15 protein-coding genes and 1 other annotated feature are annotated in these 18958 nt (G+C 47.8%); of the genes, 3 read left to right on the forward strand and 12 right to left on the reverse strand.

All coding sequences use genetic code 11. The annotated features are described in order from the left end of the window. Positions 1 to 32: 32 nt before the first annotated feature. Positions 33 to 971 (reverse strand): bifunctional riboflavin kinase/FAD synthetase, encoded by a 939-nt coding sequence (ribF, locus tag ACL9RG_RS10335; RefSeq protein ID WP_422792516.1) that lies wholly within the window; start codon positions 969 to 971, stop codon positions 33 to 35. 565 nt (positions 972 to 1536) lie between these two features. Here ribF and rpsT point away from each other — a divergent pair. After that, positions 1537 to 1800, forward strand: coding sequence for a 30S ribosomal protein S20 (gene rpsT, locus ACL9RG_RS10340; protein WP_422792517.1), 264 nt, complete (start codon positions 1537 to 1539; stop codon positions 1798 to 1800). 119 nt (positions 1801 to 1919) lie between these two features. Here the strand turns inward: rpsT and nhaA are convergent, their stop codons facing one another. The 6 genes from nhaA to tal form a co-directional block, all read right to left on the reverse strand. Next, positions 1920 to 3104 carry a Na+/H+ antiporter NhaA gene (nhaA, locus tag ACL9RG_RS10345; protein ID WP_422792518.1) on the reverse strand — a complete coding sequence of 395 codons (1185 nt, stop codon included), beginning with the start codon at positions 3102 to 3104 and terminating at the stop codon, positions 1920 to 1922. Positions 3105 to 3334: 230 nt separating this feature from the next. Then, complete coding sequence (gene dnaJ, locus ACL9RG_RS10350; RefSeq protein ID WP_422792519.1) at positions 3335 to 4468, reverse strand: molecular chaperone DnaJ; 1134 nt, start codon at positions 4466 to 4468, stop codon at positions 3335 to 3337. 100 nt (positions 4469 to 4568) lie between these two features. Next, on the reverse strand, positions 4569 to 6470 hold the full coding sequence (dnaK, locus tag ACL9RG_RS10355; RefSeq protein ID WP_422792520.1) for a molecular chaperone DnaK: 1902 nt from the start codon (positions 6468 to 6470) through the stop codon (positions 4569 to 4571). A gap of 227 nt (positions 6471 to 6697) precedes the next feature. Next, a complete protein-coding gene (locus tag ACL9RG_RS10360; RefSeq protein ID WP_422792521.1) occupies positions 6698 to 8023 on the reverse strand; it encodes an MFS transporter in 1326 nt (441 codons plus the stop codon). 123 nt (positions 8024 to 8146) lie between these two features. Continuing rightward, entirely contained in the window at positions 8147 to 8734 is a 588-nt protein-coding gene (mog, locus tag ACL9RG_RS10365) for a molybdopterin adenylyltransferase (RefSeq protein ID WP_422792522.1), read from the reverse strand. A 151-nt stretch (positions 8735 to 8885) separates the two neighbouring features. Next, the gene (tal, locus tag ACL9RG_RS10370) at positions 8886 to 9839 is read right to left on the reverse strand and encodes a transaldolase (RefSeq protein WP_422792523.1); all 954 of its coding nucleotides are present in this window, start codon (positions 9837 to 9839) and stop codon (positions 8886 to 8888) included. A gap of 411 nt (positions 9840 to 10250) precedes the next feature. Between tal and yaaA the strand changes: the two genes are divergently transcribed. Next, a complete protein-coding gene (gene yaaA, locus ACL9RG_RS10375; RefSeq protein WP_422792524.1) occupies positions 10251 to 11027 on the forward strand; it encodes a peroxide stress protein YaaA in 777 nt (258 codons plus the stop codon). A gap of 755 nt (positions 11028 to 11782) precedes the next feature. On the opposite strand, the gene thrC is transcribed toward yaaA, so the two are convergent. The 5 genes from thrC to ACL9RG_RS10400 form a co-directional block, all read right to left on the reverse strand. Then, positions 11783 to 13072: a threonine synthase gene (gene thrC / locus ACL9RG_RS10380; RefSeq protein ID WP_422792525.1), complete on the reverse strand. Its 1290-nt coding sequence runs from the start codon at positions 13070 to 13072 to the stop codon at positions 11783 to 11785. A 3-nt stretch (positions 13073 to 13075) separates the two neighbouring features. After that, positions 13076 to 14005, reverse strand: a complete 930-nt coding sequence (gene thrB, locus ACL9RG_RS10385) for a homoserine kinase (RefSeq protein ID WP_422792526.1) — start codon at positions 14003 to 14005, stop codon at positions 13076 to 13078. A 1-nt stretch (position 14006) separates the two neighbouring features. Continuing rightward, positions 14007 to 16466: a bifunctional aspartate kinase/homoserine dehydrogenase I gene (gene thrA / locus ACL9RG_RS10390; RefSeq protein ID WP_422792527.1), complete on the reverse strand. Its 2460-nt coding sequence runs from the start codon at positions 16464 to 16466 to the stop codon at positions 14007 to 14009. Between the two features lie 40 nt (positions 16467 to 16506). Beyond that, positions 16507 to 16627: a sequence feature (Thr leader region), on the reverse strand. After that, on the reverse strand, positions 16563 to 16634 hold the full coding sequence (thrL, locus tag ACL9RG_RS10395) for a thr operon leader peptide (RefSeq protein WP_422792604.1): 72 nt from the start codon (positions 16632 to 16634) through the stop codon (positions 16563 to 16565). Its footprint overlaps the feature before it by 65 nt. Before the next feature lie 215 nt (positions 16635 to 16849). Further along, positions 16850 to 17557, reverse strand: a complete 708-nt coding sequence (locus ACL9RG_RS10400; RefSeq protein ID WP_422792528.1) for a tRNA/rRNA methyltransferase — start codon at positions 17555 to 17557, stop codon at positions 16850 to 16852. Between the two features lie 670 nt (positions 17558 to 18227). On the opposite strand from ACL9RG_RS10400, the gene arcA reads away from it, so the two are divergent. Then, positions 18228 to 18944, forward strand: a complete 717-nt coding sequence (gene arcA, locus ACL9RG_RS10405) for a two-component system response regulator ArcA (RefSeq protein ID WP_422792529.1) — start codon at positions 18228 to 18230, stop codon at positions 18942 to 18944. Positions 18945 to 18958 lie beyond the last annotated feature (14 nt).

Below are 18958 nucleotides of genomic sequence, written 5' to 3' on the forward strand. Positions count from 1 at the left end.
TCAGTAATGCTTAATCCCCCTGTCAGTACATGTTAATGCGATGCCTGCAATCCAAAAAATTCTCGGGCAGCCAACTCATCATTAGCGATTTGCTGTTTTAACGCATCGAGCGAAGCAAAACGTTGTTCGTTACGCAATTTCGCGCGGAGCACCACTTCGATGTGACGCCCATATAAATCCATCTTGGTATCGAGCAGGTGAACTTCAACCTGTTTACGCACGCCCGATACTGTAGGACGCGTACCAATATTGGCAACACCTGGGATCGGTTTAGGGCCAAGTCCCAATACTTCAACGGCATAAACGCCTTTCACCGGGCTGACTACACGCTTTAACGGCAAGTTAGCGGTAGGGAAACCGATGGTACGCCCAAGTTTATCACCGTGCACTACACGCCCAGAAATACTGAACGGGTGGCCCAACAGTTTTTCAGCCTGCGCTAAATCATCATCACGTAACGCATCGCGAATGGCAGTACTGCTAATACGATTATCGCCTTCACGGAACGTTTGGGTGCTGATCACTTCAAACCCATATTCCTGACCGGCTTTTTGCAGCAGAGCAAAATCCCCAAGACGCCCGGCGCCAAAGCGGAAATCGTCACCAACGGTCAGGAATTTTACGCCCAGCTTATCGACCAACAGTTCAGAGACAAATGCCTGAGCAATATTAGCCGCAAAGCGCGGGTCAAATCGTACACATAACAGATAATCAATTCCGCATTCGGCCAGGTACTTGGCCTTATCACGCAAGCTGGTTAAACGAGCAGGTGCCTTGTCGGCGGAGAAAAGCTCCAGCGGCTGAGGCTCAAATATCATCACCATGACAGGCAACCCCAAACGTTGACCTTCCAGTTTTAACTGTTCGATCAATGCCTGATGGCCACGGTGAACGCCGTCAAAATTACCAATAGTCAATACGCACCCATGATGGCGCGCTTTGATATTGTGTATCTCGCGAATTAGCTCCATAACTGGCTCAAATCCATAGCTGGCTTTATACGGTGGAAATCGACGGATTATACCTTGTACAGCCTCCAAGGTTAACCAGCGATTAGTTGCTATAGCCAAAATAATTGGCGTTGCCTCAAGGCGGCAAGGGAGAGTATCCCGATGAGCTTACGCGGGTAAGTGATTCGGGTAAGCAACCACAACCAACACAGAAGCAACGTCAAGTATGACGGATATAAACGGTATTCTCTTATGGATTGCACAAAAATTTAGCACTAACAACAGATTTAGTGACGACATTTCTTTATTGAGCATTCTAAATTTACGACATCCGCCATAAACAAGCCCTTAACAGCCGTTGTCTGCAAAATTCTCTCTTCACGAGCGAATTTTATTGCGTTGGGCTGTATTCCGAGACCGGAAGCTGTTAAAATCCTGCCCCATCACAACGTAACAAGCGCTAATTGAAGTTCAGACTGATAAACGGCGCTTATTTGCACAAATCCATTGACAAGCGAAGCCCGAAAAGGCATATTCCTCGACCTTCGAATTGTCCTCAATAGAAAATATATTTGGGAGTTGTACCTTGGCTAACATCAAATCAGCTAAGAAACGCGCCGTACAGTCAGAAAAACGCCGCAAGCACAACGCAAGCCGTCGTTCTATGATGCGTACCTTTATCAAGAAGGTATACGCGGCTATTGCAGCTGGTGACAAAGACGCTGCACAAAATGCATTCAACGAAATGCAACCAATCGTGGACCGTCAGTCTTGCAAAGGCCTGATCCACAAAAACAAAGCTGCGCGTCATAAGTCAAACTTGACTGCGCAAATCAACGCAATGCAATAATCGTATTACGCTGAAAAGCTTGATAAAAAAACCGGCTTTGCCGGTTTTTTTATGCCTGAAATTTGGCTTATTGCTACCAACCTGTCTCTTTGCTGGTAGCAATAACGCCCAACGTTAATTTAGACCACTGCTTTTTTGGCTGCCTTAGCAGGTAAAGCCAGGCTAAGCAGTAAATATCCTAACAATGCCGAGAGTGTCGAGCCCAGCAAGATGCCAATCTTCGAGTAGGTCAGCATCGATTCATGTGCACCAGCAAAGGCCAGGGATGCGATAAATATCGACATCGTAAAGCCAATACCGCACAGCACCGACACCGCAGCAATATGTTTAAAGCTGATCCCCTCTGGTAGCCGCGCAATACCCAGCTTGGTCGCCAGTAGACAAGAGAGCATAATGCCAATCGGTTTACCCAACAGTAAGCCTGCGGCAATCCCCATCGGTAGCAGAGATGCCAAACTTTCTGCCGAGACACCTTGCAACGATACGCCCGCATTGGCAAAAGCAAACAGCGGCAGGATAAGCCAAGCAACCCAAGGATGAACGCTATGCTCCACCGTGCGCGCTGGCGTCTGTTTATTTTTTGTTTGCAGCGGGATTAAGAAGCCAAGAATCACCCCAGCCAGCGTAGCGTGGATCCCTGATTTCAAGACAAATACCCAGAGGACGGCACCGATCACCAGATAAGGCAAAGGCTTACCCACTCCGCGCCAGTTCATCAATGCCAGCAACGCAATGCATAACGCCGCCCCGCCTAATGCCATATAAGAAATATTGTGGCTATAGAACAAGGCAATAATCACAATCGCGCCTAAATCATCGATTATTGCCAGCGCCAACAAGAATACTTTAAGCCCGGTTGGTACACGTGAGCCCAACAACGCCATTACACCCAAAGCAAAAGCAATATCCGTCGCAGCTGGAATTGCCCAGCCTTGACGAGCCACCTCGTCACTGCCGTTAAACAGCAGGAAAATTAGTGCAGGTGCGATCATCCCGCCTAGTGCGGCAATAGCTGGGAACATCGCCTGTTCCCGTTTTGCCAGCGCGCCCTCTACCAATTCGCGCTTCACTTCCAGCCCAATCATCAGGAAAAAGATCGCCATCAACGCATCGTTGATAAATAGCAGCATCGGCTGCTCAACACCAAAGGGAGCAACACCTGCGGATAGCGGTAAATCAAGAAAACCCAGATAAATACCACTTAACGATGTATTAGCCATCACGAGGGCGATAAGCGCTGCGACGATCAGCACAATTCCGCCGGAGGCTTCTAGGCGTACAAATTGGCGAATTAAATTAGTCACGCTAACCACTCCTTTTTAAATTGACACGTACACGGCCTGTACGTCATGAAAAACAGACAATTTTTAAAACAGGTTGTTTTTTAATGAACCTTATTACGGATGAATTATTGCACTGAGGATTATAACTTACCAAGAAGGGGTTATTTGCGCGTTTACCCGGTATTTACCATCAAAAAAATCCCCAGCACTTTTAGGCCGGGGATTTTTAAACACGATATTAACTCAATGAATTATCGGGTTAAATCGTCAAAGAATTTCTTCACACCGTCTAAAAAGCTTTTAGAACGCGGGCTGTTTTTTTCGCCAGATGCACCGCCAAAGCTCTCTTCCAGATCGCGTAACAGCTGTTTCTGTTTCTCATTCAGAGACACAGGCGTCTCAACGACAACGCGACACAGCAAATCTCCCTGTGCACCGCCACGAACGGATTTAACGCCGCGCGCGCGCATACGGAACAGCTTGCCGGTTTGCGTTTCTGCCGGGATCTTCAGCTTAACGCGGCCATCGAGGGTTGGCACTTCAATCTCGCCACCCAATGCTGCCATCGCGAAGTTGATAGGCACTTCACAATACAGATTGTTGCCTTCACGCTCGAAAATCTTGTGCGCTTTAACCTGTACCTGAACGTACAAATCGCCCGCTGGTGCACCGTGCTCGCCAGCTTCACCTTCGCCTTCCAGACGAATACGGTCGCCGGTATCCACACCAGCCGGGATTTTAACCGACAGAGTTTTGGTACGTTCTACGCGACCGTGACCATGACATTTCGAGCAAGGATCTTTGATGATGTTGCCGCGACCGTGACAGGTCGGACAGGCTTGCTGTACGGTGAAGAAGCCTTGGCGCATCTGCACTTGTCCTGCACCGTGACAGGTTGGACAAGTCACCGGCTTGCTGCCAGCTTTCGCTCCGCTGCCGTGGCACAGGTCACACTCTTCAAGCGCAGGAATACGAATTTCTTTGGTTACGCCACGAACGGCCTCTTCGAGAGTCAGGTCCATGTTGTAACGCAGGTCAGAACCACGGCTGGCGCGTTGACGGCGGCCACCACCGAAGATATCACCAAAGACGTCACCAAAGATGTCGCTGAAGTCAGCACCGCCGCCGCCGCCATAACCACCACCGCCCATGCCACCTTGTTCGAAGGCTGCATGACCGTATTGGTCATAGGCCGCACGTTTTTGTCCGTCGGTAAGAATTTCGTAGGCTTCTTTGATTTCTTTAAATTTGCTTTCGGCTTCTTTATCACCCTGGTTACGGTCCGGGTGATATTTCATTGCCAGGCGCTTATAAGCCTTTTTGATTTCACGCTCTTCCGCTGTTTTGGAAACGCCCAAAATCTCGTAATAATCCTGCTTCGCCATGTTTTTACAACCCTCAACATGCGTGCACGGGCGTAGAGTTTCCTCGACGCCCGTGCTGGTTATCAATAATAGGAACTATTATTGTGCCCGCTAAGGGCGATTATTTTTTGTCTTTAACTTCTTCGAATTCAGCATCAACAACGTCGTCATCTTTCTGCGCGCTGTGATCGGCACCTTCAGCCTGACCCGCTTGCTGAGCTTGTTCTGCCAGCTTACCGGAAACTTGTACCAGCGCCTGGATTTTAGCTTCGATGTCAGCTTTGTCTTCGCCTTTAGCCGCAACTTCCAGCGCTTTCAGAGCCTCTTCGATAGCCGCTTTGTCTTCAGCAGGCAGTTTGTCGCCGCCTTCTTCCAGTTGCTTACGAGTACCGTGGATCAGGTGGTCCGCTTGGTTGCGAGTCTGAACCAGTTCTTCGAACTTACGGTCAGATTCAGCGTTAGCTTCTGCGTCGTTCACCATTTTCTGGATTTCTTCTTCGCTCAGACCAGAAGAAGCCTTGATGGTGATCTTCTGCTCACGGCCGGTATTTTTGTCTTTAGCAGACACATGCAAAATACCATCGGCATCCAGGTCGAAGGTCACTTCGATCTGCGCCATACCGCGTGGTGCTGCCTGAATACCGTCCAGGTTGAACTGACCCAGAGATTTGTTTTCGCTAGAACGTTTACGCTCACCCTGCACAACGTGGATGGTCACGGCTGACTGGTTATCTTCAGCAGTCGAGAACACTTGGCTGTGTTTAGTTGGGATAGTGGTGTTTTTAGTGATCAGCGCAGTCATCACGCCGCCCATGGTTTCGATACCCAGGGACAGAGGCGTAACGTCCAACAGCAGAACGTCTTTAACATCACCCGACAGAACGCCACCTTGAACCGCTGCACCAATTGCAACTGCTTCATCTGGGTTCACGTCTTTACGTGGTTCTTTACCGAAGAACTCAGCAACTTTCTTCTGAACCATTGGCATACGAGTCTGACCACCAACCAGGATAACGTCCTGGATTTCGGATACAGACAGGCCAGCATCTTTCAGAGCAACTTTCAGTGGCTCGATAGAACGGTTAACCAAATCTTCAACCAGTGATTCCAGTTTGGCGCGAGTCACTTTGATGTTCATGTGTTTCGGGCCGCTAGCATCAGCAGTGATATAAGGCAGGTTTACATCGGTCTGTTGCGCAGAAGACAGTTCAATTTTTGCCTTCTCAGCGGCTTCTTTCAGACGTTGCATCGCCAGAGGATCGTTACGCAGATCCATGCCTTGTTCTTTCTTAAATTCTTCAACCAGGTAGTTGATCATACGGCTGTCGAAGTCTTCACCACCCAGGTGGGTATCACCGTTGGTTGCCAGAACTTCGAAGGTTTTTTCGCCGTCAACTTCGTCGATTTCAATAATAGAGATATCGAAAGTACCGCCGCCTAAATCGTAAACCGCGATAGTACGGTTACCCACTTCGCGATCCAAGCCGTAAGCCAGCGCAGCAGCAGTTGGTTCGTTGATAATACGTTTTACTTCCAGACCTGCGATACGGCCAGCATCTTTAGTTGCCTGACGCTGTGCATCGTTGAAGTATGCAGGTACGGTGATAACCGCTTCAGTTACTGGTTCACCCAGGTAATCTTCTGCAGTTTTCTTCATTTTCTTCAACACTTCAGCAGAGATCTGCGGAGGTGCAATTTTTTGACCTTTTACGTCGATCCACGCATCACCGTTGTCAGCGCCAACGATCTGGTAAGGCATGATGCCTTTATCGCGCTGCACTTCTTCATCTTGGAAACGGCGACCAATCAGACGCTTAATAGCGAACAGAGTATTCTGTGGGTTTGTCACAGCCTGACGTTTAGCAGGTTGGCCAACCAGAGTTTCCCCGTCCTGAGCATAAGCAATGATTGAAGGTGTGGTACGATCCCCTTCGGCGTTTTCAAGCACACGAGCTGTGGTGCCATCCATGATCGCTACACAAGAGTTGGTCGTACCCAGGTCGATACCAATAATTTTACCCATCTAAAACATCTCCACTAAAAATTCATATTCGTTCAAGTTGCTACTGTATATGCGGACGTTTTTTAAATTTTCAACTGTCCACTATTTTGCAAGTCTTCAGCCAGCAACTGCGGTTGAGAATAAGATGGGGCCACCTCACCCAGCATCAAGGGGTAGCCACAAAAAAAATCCACATTTTTATCAAAAATGGCAAATATCTTGCTCGTCGAGTTTTATACAGCGGTGAATTAACTGCCGGTAGAAACAGATTCAGCCATACGAGGCTCAATAGAAGCACTATTATTCATCGCGTCATTTCGCAAATAGATGCCCAAAACCAAACCAATGGCGGATAACGCTAATACATAATAAGCAGGAGCCATTGGCGTGACGCTCATCATCAACGTCACAAAAATAGGCGTCAGACCGCCAAAGACGGCATAGGAGACATTGTAAGAGAAGGAGATACCGGTAAATCGTAGAGCGGCTGGAAACGCCCGCACCAATACATAAGGTACCGCGCCAACCACCGCAACGCTGAATCCGACCAGCGGATACATCACCAGTAACAGACTGCTATCTTTGGCGACTAAATGATAAAACGCCCAACTGCAGACACCGAGCAATACGCTGCCGAAGATAAAGGTTTTGCTGGCCCCAATGCGATCAACAATCCAACCTGCGAAAATACAGCCAAACGCTAAAGCAATAGTCGCCAAACTATTGGCCTGCAAGGCCAATGCGGCAGGAATAGCAAACTGCTTTTGTAGATAGGTTGGCGTCATCAGGATCACCACTACCACGCCAGCGGATAACAGCCATGTCATCAACATCGAGACCACAATCTCTTTTTTATGTTTAGCGATAACCGCTTTTAACGGCATCTCTTGTGCCAGCGCTTTGCGGGCTTTCATTTCAACAAAAATAGGCGTCTCTTGCAGCCAACGGCGTAAGTACATAGCAAACAGGCCAAAAACACCGCCGAGGAAGAAAGGAATTCGCCACCCGCCGTTAGCAATGCTCGAGGCAGGAAGGAAAGTATGGACTAACGTTGCCACCAGAGAACCCAGTAAGATACCGACCGTCAAGCCCGCGGTTAACGTGCCGCAGGCAAATCCAATGCGTTTGTTTGGAACATGTTCAGCGACAAAAACCCAAGCCCCTGGCACTTCGCCACCAATAGCGGCACCTTGTAGCATACGCATGAGTAGCAGTAACAACGGTGCGGTAATACCAATCGAAGAGTAAGTTGGCAGTAAACCAATGGCTAATGTAGGCAGCGCCATCAGCAATATGCTCAAACTGAACATACGCTTACGTCCGACCAAATCGCCAAAATGCGCCATGATAATCCCGCCTAATGGACGCACCAGATAGCCGGCGGCAAAGATACCAAAGGTTTGTACCTGACGCAGCCAGTCCGGCATATGAGATGGGAAAAACAAATCGCCCATTACGCTGGCAAAAAAGACAAAAATAATGAAATCGTAAAATTCCAGGGCGCCCCCCAGTCCTGCCAACATGAGCGTTTTATAGTCTTGGCGATTTAACCGACGGTTGTTTTGTTGTTGCATAAGAGTCTCGGCAGAACGGGATGAGGAAAAATGATCGGAACATTACGTAAACTATTTATTACTATAATGACTGTCATTTTACACTCCAGATCCAACAGATCTTATGTTGCATAAAAGTTAACTTCAGTTTTTTATATCGCGCAAAGCACTCTTCGGTCTGAAAGACGCTACAACATTGGCATGTGTTTCGATATAAGGACCATCGAGTAGCTGTACACAATAGGGTACGCTTGCAAAGATCCCGCTAACGATTATTTTTCCCTCGGCATCCTTGAGACCTTCCAGCGTTTCCTGAATAGATTTTGGCTGTCCTGGTAGATTGAGAATCAGAGCCTGTTTGCGGATCACGCCAACCTGACGAGACAAAATTGCCGTTGGGACAAAATGAAGGCTAATTTGGCGCATTTGTTCGCCGAAACCTGGCATAACACGGTCGGCAACAGCCAATGTGGCATCAGGCGTAACGTCTCGGCGCGCAGGTCCTGTGCCCCCGGTGGTTAACACCAAATGGCAACCAAACTCATCCACTAACTCGCAAATCACCTGTTCAATCAACGTCTGTTCATCAGGAACCAATCGGGTTTCCAGCTCGAACGGGGTAATCAATGCACTTTCTAACCAGGCTTCAAGAGCGGGGATCCCTTTATCCTGATAAATGCCGTTTGATGCTCGGTCGGATACCGAAACTAAACCAATACGTAATGTATTCATGTGTTCTCCTGCGGGATATATACCCAATAAATCGCTCGGGTAAAGGCTAAGTATATCCAGAACCCTTTCTAAGAAGGAGCAACATTATGATTTCAGGCTATTAAGACATAAAAAAAGGCGACCTAGGTCGCCTTTCTCTTACCGTTACTGATTACAGCAAATCAGCAATCATTTTTTCCAGTTTACCCTGGTCGATAGCAAACTTACGGATACCATCCGCCAGTTTGTCGATAGCCATTGGGTCCTGGTTGTGATCCCAGTAGAACTGAGCTTCGGTCAGAGCAGCTGGACGTGCTTTCACTTCGCCAGTGTAAGACAGTTTACGCTCCAAAGTACCTTCGCTTTCTGCCAGCTCTTTGAGCAAAGCAGGTCCGATGGTCAGACGGTCACAACCAGCCAATTCGATGATTTCATCAACGTTACGGAAGCTCGCACCCATCACGACGGTTTGGAAGCCATGTTGTTTGTAGTATTCGTAGATTTCGGTCACAGACACAACGCCTGGATCTTCGTGCGGCGCGTACTCTTTCTTATCAGTGTTAGCTTTGTACCAGTCAAGAATACGGCCAACGAATGGAGAAATCAGGTAAACGCCAGCTTCAGCACAAGCGCGAGCCTGAGCGAAGGAGAACAGCAGAGTCAGGTTACAGTTGATGCCTTCTTTTTCCAGCTTCTCAGCAGCACGGATACCCTGCCAGGTTGAAGCCAGTTTAATCAGGATACGATCGTTGCTGATGCCTGCATCGTTATACAGTTTGATCAAACGATGAGCTTTAGCGATGCTGGCTTCGGTGTCGTAAGACAGGCGAGCATCAACTTCAGTCGAGATACGGCCAGGAACCAGTTTAAGGATTTCCAGACCGATATTTACCGCCAATTTGTCAGCAGTATCGATGATCTGCTGATCGCGGTCGCTGCTTTGCTCACGAGCCCAAGCGATAGCGTCATCAATCAACTTACGATATTCAGGAATTTGCGCGGCGTTGAGGATCAAAGAAGGGTTGGTGGTAGCATCTTGCGGCTGATACAGCTTCATTGCCGCGATATCCCCGGTATCTGCAACTACTTTAGTCAGTTGACGTAGGGAAGTAAGTTTATCGGTCATGTTGGCATATCTCATCGTTTGTACATTATCGTTGAGGCATTTTCATGCCTTGCCTTTAACTGATGATAACATGCGCCAAGCCATGCGCAAGGCAGTTGTGAGGCTCGATGGTCTGACAAAGATTTTTCGCACTTTTCATGTAAAAATCACAGCGATTACCCTATAAAAACTATCAAAACCCCCTGTCAACACAGCATGATATTTCCCTAAAATAACGAGGGAAAACAGCCTATAAGCTTTTTCTTTGTCATAGAAGTATCAATTTTGACCTGACATATCGGCCCGAAAAATCGATTTGCCTATTACTGTGATTTGGCTTCTCTACCCAATAAACAACAATTTTTTGCTACAGTGAGCCTATTATTTATCTCGTTTTATAGTGCCCCTCTTTTTGACTAATCGGACCCAACTATGCTGACAATTATTTCTCCCGCTAAAACGCTCGATTATGAAAGCAAGCTGGCTACGCAACGTTATACCCAGCCAGAGTTGCTGGATAAATCGAGCCAGTTAATTGATATCGCGAAAAAGCTGACCCCCGCAGAGATATCCAGCCTGATGAGTATCAGCGATAAACTGGCCTTACTCAATGCCGAACGTTTTAACGATTGGAAAGCTGATTTCACGCCAGACAATGCGCGCCAGGCTATTCTGGCTTTTAAAGGTGATGTCTACACCGGATTGCAGGCCGAAGATTTCAGCGAGCAGGATTTCGACTTCGCCCAGCAACATTTGCGCATGTTGTCCGGTTTATATGGCCTATTGCGACCACTGGATTTGATGCGTCCTTATCGTTTAGAGATGGGCATCCGCTTAGCCAATCCACAAGGCGCTAATCTGTACAGTTTCTGGGGCGATCTGCTGACTGAAAAACTGAACACACTGCTGGCAGAGCAAGGCGACAAAGTCTTAGTAAATCTCGCCTCCGACGAATACTTCAAAGCAGTCAAACCTGCCAAGCTGCAGGCTGAAATCATCAAGCCAGTATTCCTTGATGAGAAAAATGGCAAATATAAAGTGATCAGTTTCTACGCCAAGAAAGCGCGGGGCTTGATGAGCCGTTTTATCATTAAAGAACGTCTTAACAAGGCTGAGCAATTACAAGACTTTAACCTGGAAGGTTATCAGTTTGATGTTGCGCGTTCGCAAGGGAATGAACTGGTTTTCACCAGGAAGGAGCAAGGCTAGATCAAACCTTGGGGTGATTTCTTTGAGCCAGAAGGTCTTCAAGCAAACCGTGCTTGAGGCGGTTTTCTAAAACCTAGAAATGTGTAGATTTCGGTTCTTTGAATACTGTGTTCGATGTCACGCCATCGACCGAACCGACCGAAGGGGAAAATGGGCTTTCCCCTTCGGGATCCCCAGCCCTTTCAAACATTTATACCCAGTCCAGTGGAGGCCATGTTTCAGCAGCTTCCGCGACAGGCGCAAATTTCATGGCTTCGCCATCCCTTCCTCGGGTTCAAGCCAGCTCAATAAATCCCTCGCCGTCTCTCCACCACTCGTCAGTGAAATTTTGAGTGCGCCACTCACCTTTTACTTCAAAAGCTAAATTGCCTCTGCTTTTTTGTTTGTGTTGCTGCTGTTGCTGGTTTTAAAGCCGCCAAGCGCACTCAAAATGCCACCGGTGGAGTGGTGAGAGACAATGGATTTATCGTTGGCTTGAACCCGCAAGCGGGAAGCCCGGAGGGCTGGCATTTGCGCTATAACGGAAGCCTCTGAAACATGGCCTCCACTGGACTGAATAATGAGGTTGGAAAAAAGGCGCGGGATGCCGAAGGGTTCCGCCTTGAACCCTTCGGTCGGTTTCGGCTATGAAGCGGCATTGAACACCGCACTTCGAAAACCGAAAAAATCACAAAACTACTCTTTAAACCGCATCAAACGCAGTTTGTTTTAAGCCCTTCTGGCTTAAAGAAACCGCAAAAAGCTCGGTCAAGCGCCTACTTTGGTAAGGCCATCAGGAATGCACGCAAGCCACCAAAATCTGCCGCTAAGTCATGTGACAGCAACGGCAAGTCAGCGCGATCCGCCAACTCTTTCGGTAATGGCAGTTCCTGATCGAGGATAGATTCTACGCTTTCTTTGAATTTAGCTGGATGCGCAGTACCAATGAACAGACCAAACTCACCTTCTTGCAACTGGTCACGCAGAACGCGGTAAGCGATAGCCGCGTGAGGTTCAGAAATGTAGCCGATGTCTGCCAGCTCACGCATAGAGTCTTCAGTCGTTTCATCACTGACGGCGCCAAAGCCCAGATCCTTCAACTGCCAGATTTTACGACGGAACAGCTCTTCCACGCGCGGCCAGTTGTTCGGTTGGCTCACATCCATCGCATTAGACAAGGTTGCTACGGTTTTATGTGGTGCCCACTCGCCGCTTTGCAAGAAGCGTGGAACGGTGTCATTAGCGTTGGTCGCCGCGATAAAGCGTTTGATTGGCAAACCTAAAGATTTCGCCAACAACCCTGCGGTCAAATCGCCAAAGTTACCGCTTGGCACGGAAACCACCAGCTGATTACGTGCTTCTTGCGGCAATTGGGCAACCGCTTCAAAGTAGTAGCAGATTTGCGCCAACAGGCGGCTGATGTTGATGGAGTTAGCTGAGTTCAGGCTCAGAGCAGCTTTCAACTCTTCATCATCAAAGGCTTGCTTCACCAATGCCTGGCACTGGTCGAAATCACCATCAATTGCCACAGTATGAATATTGCCACCAAGAGTACAGAACAGCTTCTCTTGCAGAGGGCTAATTTTGCCGCGTGGATAAAGGATCACGACGCGAACATTTTTCAAACCATAGAAGGCGTGAGCAACAGCGGCACCGGTATCACCAGACGTCGCGGTTAAAATAGTCACCGGCTCATCACCAGAAATTTCGGTGAGGATCTGCGCCATAAAGCGGCCGCCAAAGTCTTTAAATGCCAGCGTTGGGCCGTGGAACAGCTCCAGACAAGCGACATCAGACTCAACTTGTGCAACAGGTGCCGGGAAAGCAAAGGCATTTTTCACGCGCTGATGCAGTTGCTCTTCCGGAATTTCGTCACCGATAAAAGCAGAAAGAATACGGCTGCTGCGGGTAACGAAATCCAGCGCCAGCAGACGGTCAACTTCTGTCAGTTCAAACTCAGGCAGCTCCAACGGGAAAAATAGGCCTTGTTGTTTGCCCAGTCCTTGCTTAACGGCTTGTGCAAAGCTGACCTGCTCGTTGTGATCTTTCAGGTTATACAGTTTCATTGATTATCCCAATAGTCTCGCGCCTGCGGTATCCAGACGACAAATATGAACAAAGCCTTCATCATTTTGCAGATAGTGCTGCTGCAGCCAATTCGCCATGCGTTGTGCGGTCTCAGTGTCATTACAGACGGCAAACAAGGTTGGTCCTGACCCGGAAATACCACAGGCCAAAGCACCAATTTCGCTGGCGGCTGCGCGTGCTTCTGCAAAACCAGGCAGCAAGCGAGTGCGATAAGGCTCGGCGATAACATCTTTCATCAGTTTGGCAGCCAATAGCGGTTGCTGCGCGTAGCAGGCATGAATAAAGCCTGAAAGATGGCGACCATGGCTGACACAATCCTGACGACGATACTGCGCAGGCAAGATAGCTCGCGCTTCGGCCGTAGAAACCTTGATACCCGGATACGCCATCACCCACAACCAGTCATCAAAGCATGGCACCCGTTGCGAGATAATATCCAATTCTTCCAGAATCAGCTGCAACCCGCCTAAATAGCAAGGGGCCACATTATCGTAATGCACGCTACCGGAGATACGCCCCTCTAACTCCCCCATCAGTCTTAATATGGCGGTGTCGTTAAATGGTTTGTCGCAAAATTCGTTCATGGCGACCAATCCCGCGACGATTGAACAGGCGCTGGAACCCAGCCCTGAACCAACCGGCATATTTTTTTCCAGCGTCATAGTGACCGGTACTTCGCGCCCCAATTCCTGGCAGAAAAGCTGCCAGCATTGGTAAACGATATTGTCTTCCATGCGATCAGGCAGCTTGGACACAAAGCTCCCTGATGTTTTCAGACTAAATTCACTGGCAGCTTCAACGCTAACGCAGTCACCTAATAATGTGCCATCAATTGGCGAAACAGCGGCACCCAGCACGTCAAAACCCACGCTGACGTTAGCAATCGAGGCCGGAGCATATACTTTAATCATTTTAAACCCCTAACTTCCATGACAGCGTTCGCAACAGGTCAGCAAACACGCCAGCAGCAGTCACATCATTACCGGCACCATAGCCGCGTAATACTAACGGTAGTGGCTGATAATAACGGCTATAGAAAGCCAATGCATTTTCGCCATTCTTCACTTTATAAAGCGGATCGTTACCATCAACAGCATCGATCTTCACTTTACAACGCCCTTCTTCAATGACGCCAACATAACGCAACACTTTACCTTCTGCGGTTGCCTTAGCCACGCGCTGCGTAAATTCAGCATCGAGTTCTGGCAGGCGGCTGACGAATTCATCGACGCTACCTTGTGCATTGAAAGATGGCGGCAGAACTGATTCGACATCGATATCAGACAGCTCAAGTGAATAACCTGCTTCACGAGCCAAAATCAACAGCTTACGAGCAACATCCATTCCTGAAAGATCATCGCGAGGATCTGGCTCGGTATAACCCATATCACGCGCTTGCAGGGTTGCTGCTGACAACGATAATCCTTCCTCTAGCTTGCCAAAGATAAAGGACAGTGACCCGGATAAGATACCGGAGAAACGCAGCAATTCATCACCCGCATTAAGTAAGTTTTGCAGGTTCTCAATAACCGGCAAGCCTGCACCAACGTTAGTGTCATACAGGAACTTGCGACGGGAACCAGCCGCGGCTTTACGCAACTGATGGTAATAGTTCATCGACAAGGTGTTGGCTTTTTTGTTCGGCGTCACGATATGGAAGCCATCAGCCAGGAAATCAGCATATTGGCTGGCAACCTCTTCACTCGAGGTGCAATCGACAATGGCCGGATTAAGCAAGTGATACTCTTTCACCAAGCGAATCAGACGGCCCAGATTAAACGGCTCTTTAGCCGCCGCTAGCTCGTCTTGCCAGTTCTCTAGCGCAATGCCGTGTACGTTAGTCAGCATCGCGCGTGAATTAGCAATACCGCATACGCGCAGGTCAATATGTCGGGCTTTTAGCCAAGCTTGCTGACGACGGATCTGTTCGATCAATGCGCCGCCAACACCGCCAACGCCGATCAAGAAGACTTCAATGACTTGATCCGTATTGAACAGGATCTGATGGCTAACACGCACGCCGGTCGTTACATCGTCATTATTCACTACCACAGAAATTGAGCGCTCAGATGAGCCTTGAGCAATGGCGACGATATTAATATTGGCACGAGCAAGCGCGGAGAAGAACTTGGCAGAAACGCCGCGCATTGTGCGCATTCCGTCACCAACAACCGAGATAACCGCCAGATTTTCTATGATATCTAACGGCTCAAGCAGACCATCTTTCAGCTCCAGATAGAATTCATCTTTCAACGCCTGACGAGCGCGGTTGAGTTCATTCTGAGGCACACAGAAACTAATACTGTATTCGGATGATGACTGGGTGATAAGAACGACTGAAATACCGGCACGCGACATCACGGCAAAAACGCGTGCAGCCATGCCAACCATGCCTTTCATGCCCGGACCAGACACGTTAACCATCGCCATATTGTTTAAATTGGTGATGCCTTTAACGGGCGTGTTGTCATCCACACTTTCATGGCTAATCAGTGTGCCAGGAGCCTGAGGATTAGAGGTATTCTTGATAAGGCAAGGGATCTGGAACTGGGCGATAGGCGTAATAGTGCGTGGATGCAATACTTTCGCACCAAAATACGATAGCTCCATCGCTTCCTGATAGGACATCGATTTCAATAAGCGTGCATCTGGCACAGTACGCGGGTCACAGGTGTAAACCCCGTCAACATCAGTCCAAATTTCACAACAATCCGCCCGCAGGCAGGCGGCGAGTACCGCAGCTGAGTAGTCGGATCCATTGCGGCCTAATACGACCAATTCACCTTTATCATTACCGGCGGTGAAACCCGCCATCAGAATAATGTGATCTGCCGGGATCTTACTGGCGACAATACGCAACGTCGATTCGTTGATATCAACGGTAGATTCAAGATAATGGCCAACGGCCAGCAATTTCTCTACAGGATTGATCACCGTAACGCCATAGCCTTTAGCCAGGAATAGCGCCTCCATTATAGCGATAGAGAGTTTCTCTCCGCGACAGATGATTGACGCGTTTACGCTGTCAGGACATTGTCCAAGCAGTGCAATACCGTGTAAGACTTGCTTGAGTTGGGCAAATTCGTGCTCAACAACGCTCTTCATGCGAGCAAGATCAAAGCCTGGTTGTGCTTGAGCAAGGCCAGTCAGCAAATCGGCAAAAATGCGTTCTGCATCGCTCATCATTGGTACAATATCTTGTCCGGCAACGGTTCTATCGATCATCGCCACCAAATGATTGGTTATTTTGGCCGGAGCTGATAACACCGTAGCAACCTGTCCCTGACCTGCATTACTTTCCATGATTTCTGCAACACGCATAAAGCGTTCTGCATTTGCTACTGAGGTCCCGCCAAATTTCAGCACTCGCATTTCTGATTTCTCCAGCGTTGATTACGCATAAAGCTTCTCGAAAAAAAAAGCCCGCACTGGTTAGGTGCGGGCTTTTTTCTGTTTTTCCTGTACGCGTCAGCCCGCCCCGTTACCAGTGGTAATGGTGGTGGTAATAATAATTGTGATATTCAGGCTGATGTGTCGCATTTTTTGTGTCTGTCTTGTCTATTTTTACTCTGTCTGCCCTATTAGCTAAAGCATAAAGGCTTATAAGTCAATTTTTTTCTCTTTTTCACCAGAGAAATCGCTGTCTTTATCATCAGATAAAACTCTAGAGAAAAAGCATATTTAAAGCGGAATAAACTGCAAACTTAGCAAAAAATTAGAATATGAAGCCGTAAAAATCTTGCGGATTTATCACATCATTCATCACATTTTTTTTCGCTTTCATGCAGCTTTTTTTCGATGTCATGCAAAAATGTGTGCAACATTGCGGCATCGCGCTGCTGTAAAATTCCCAAGCGTTGATGTAGCCAATCGGTCAATTTTTGGTCTTCCTTTGCCCCGACTTTATCCACTAAACGATCGATGCGTTCTCCTAACGCAGCAAGTTGCCCAGGCTGAGCATTAGCCGCTATTTTTTGCGCCGATTGGTTGAAAGATGAAAGTTGATAGCAGAACACCATCACAGCTTGCCCTAAATTGAGCGAAGGGTAATCAGCCACCATTGGCACGCCGGTTAGCACATCAGCAAGTTCTAACTCTTCATTAGTTAAACCAGAATCTTCACGCCCAAAAACCAAGGCAACATGATTCACCCACTGCTGTTTCTCTTGCAGCTGGCTTTCAAGTTCTTGTGGCGTGTAATAGTAATGATAACGCGCACGGCTGCGAGCGGTAGTCGCTACAGTAAAATCGATATCAACCAACGCATCGGCAAGCGACTCATAATGTTGCGCATTCTGCAGAATGTCGCCAGAACCATGAGCTACCCATCCGGCTTCAGGTTGAAGATGCGCGTTACTGGCGACAATACGTAGTGAGGCAAATCCCATGGTTTTCATCGCCCGGGCTGCTGCACCTACATTTTCAGGGCGAGCTGGGGACACGAGAATAATATGAATTTGCATGACGAGCCTCTGGAGAAAGAGTGAAAAAGGGGGCTGTAATTCGCAGCTAAAGTTTATTTATGGCAGCTTGCAGGTAGCATAACCGCAATTATAATTAATATCCGTTTAACAGCACATCGAATATGTTGGCTCAGCGTTGAGATGAGATCTTTCATCGTCATTAAGTGAAATTAAGGATATCTTAATTTCTTTATGTGATTAAAAACTAAACCTTACAAATCATAGCAATAAACCAAAAGACTCTTGTAAATAAGCCACCTAAAAATAGTTCACCTTATTTAATAGATAAATATCGTTCAATGTAAGCTGAAGTGTATGATTTCAGGTCGACTTGTTAAGTGTTTTTCACACTTCTGTTACACTGCTATAATCGTAATTGATATATGTCAACAAAGCATAATTTTGTTGAGTGGTAATTTCCGCACTCGCTGTTATATTACTGTTAATAGGGTTAGGATATGCACCACTCAGGGTACCTTAGGGACTGTAGTTAAGGGTATCTTTTAACCGAGTTGGCGGTGTTGTTGCCGGTGATGAAAGTGCATCAAAAACGCATTTACGTACTTTAGTCATGTAACGAGTGAGACAGTAAGAACTGTCAAAATTTATCGGAATAACAAGGACTTCTGTACTCCTATTTTATATTTGTTGGCAATCTTAGGTAGCAAAAATGCAGACCCCTCACATTCTGATCGTCGAAGACGAGTTAGTGACACGTAATACGCTTAAGAGCATTTTTGAAGCGGAAGGCTACATGGTTCATGAAGCCAATGATGGCGCAGAAATGCACCACATCCTCTCCGAAAATGACATTAACCTGGTGATTATGGATATCAACCTGCCAGGGAAAAACGGCCTATTGCTAGCCAGAGAACTGCGCGAACAGGCAAGCGTCGCGTTAATGTTCCTGACCGGACGTGATAACGAAGTCGACAAAATCCTGGGCTTGGAAATTGGTGCCGATGATTACATCACCAAACCATTCAACCCACGTGAACTGACTATCCGCGCCCGTAACCTGCTTTCGCGTACCATGAACCTGAGCAGCTTAGGTGAAGAACGTCGTCTGGTTGAAAGCTATAAATTCAACGGCTGGGAATTAGACATCAATAGCCGTTCGCTGATTAGCCCTGCGGGCGAGCAGTATAAACTGCCACGCAGTGAATTCCGCGCCATGCTTCATTTCTGTGAAAATCCAGGGAAGATCCAAACCCGTGGTGATTTACTCAAGAAAATGACTGGCCGTGAGCTTAAGCCACATGACCGTACTGTCGACGTCACGATTCGCCGTATTCGTAAGCATTTTGAAGCGACGCCTGATACGCCAGAGATCATCGCGACTATTCACGGTGAAGGCTATCGCTTTTGCGGTGATTTAGAAGGTTAAGCTGTTTTAGATAG

The sequence above is a fragment of the Rouxiella sp. Mn2063 genome, assembly GCF_049319665.1.
GTDB lineage: Bacteria > Pseudomonadota > Gammaproteobacteria > Enterobacterales > Enterobacteriaceae > JBMOUD01.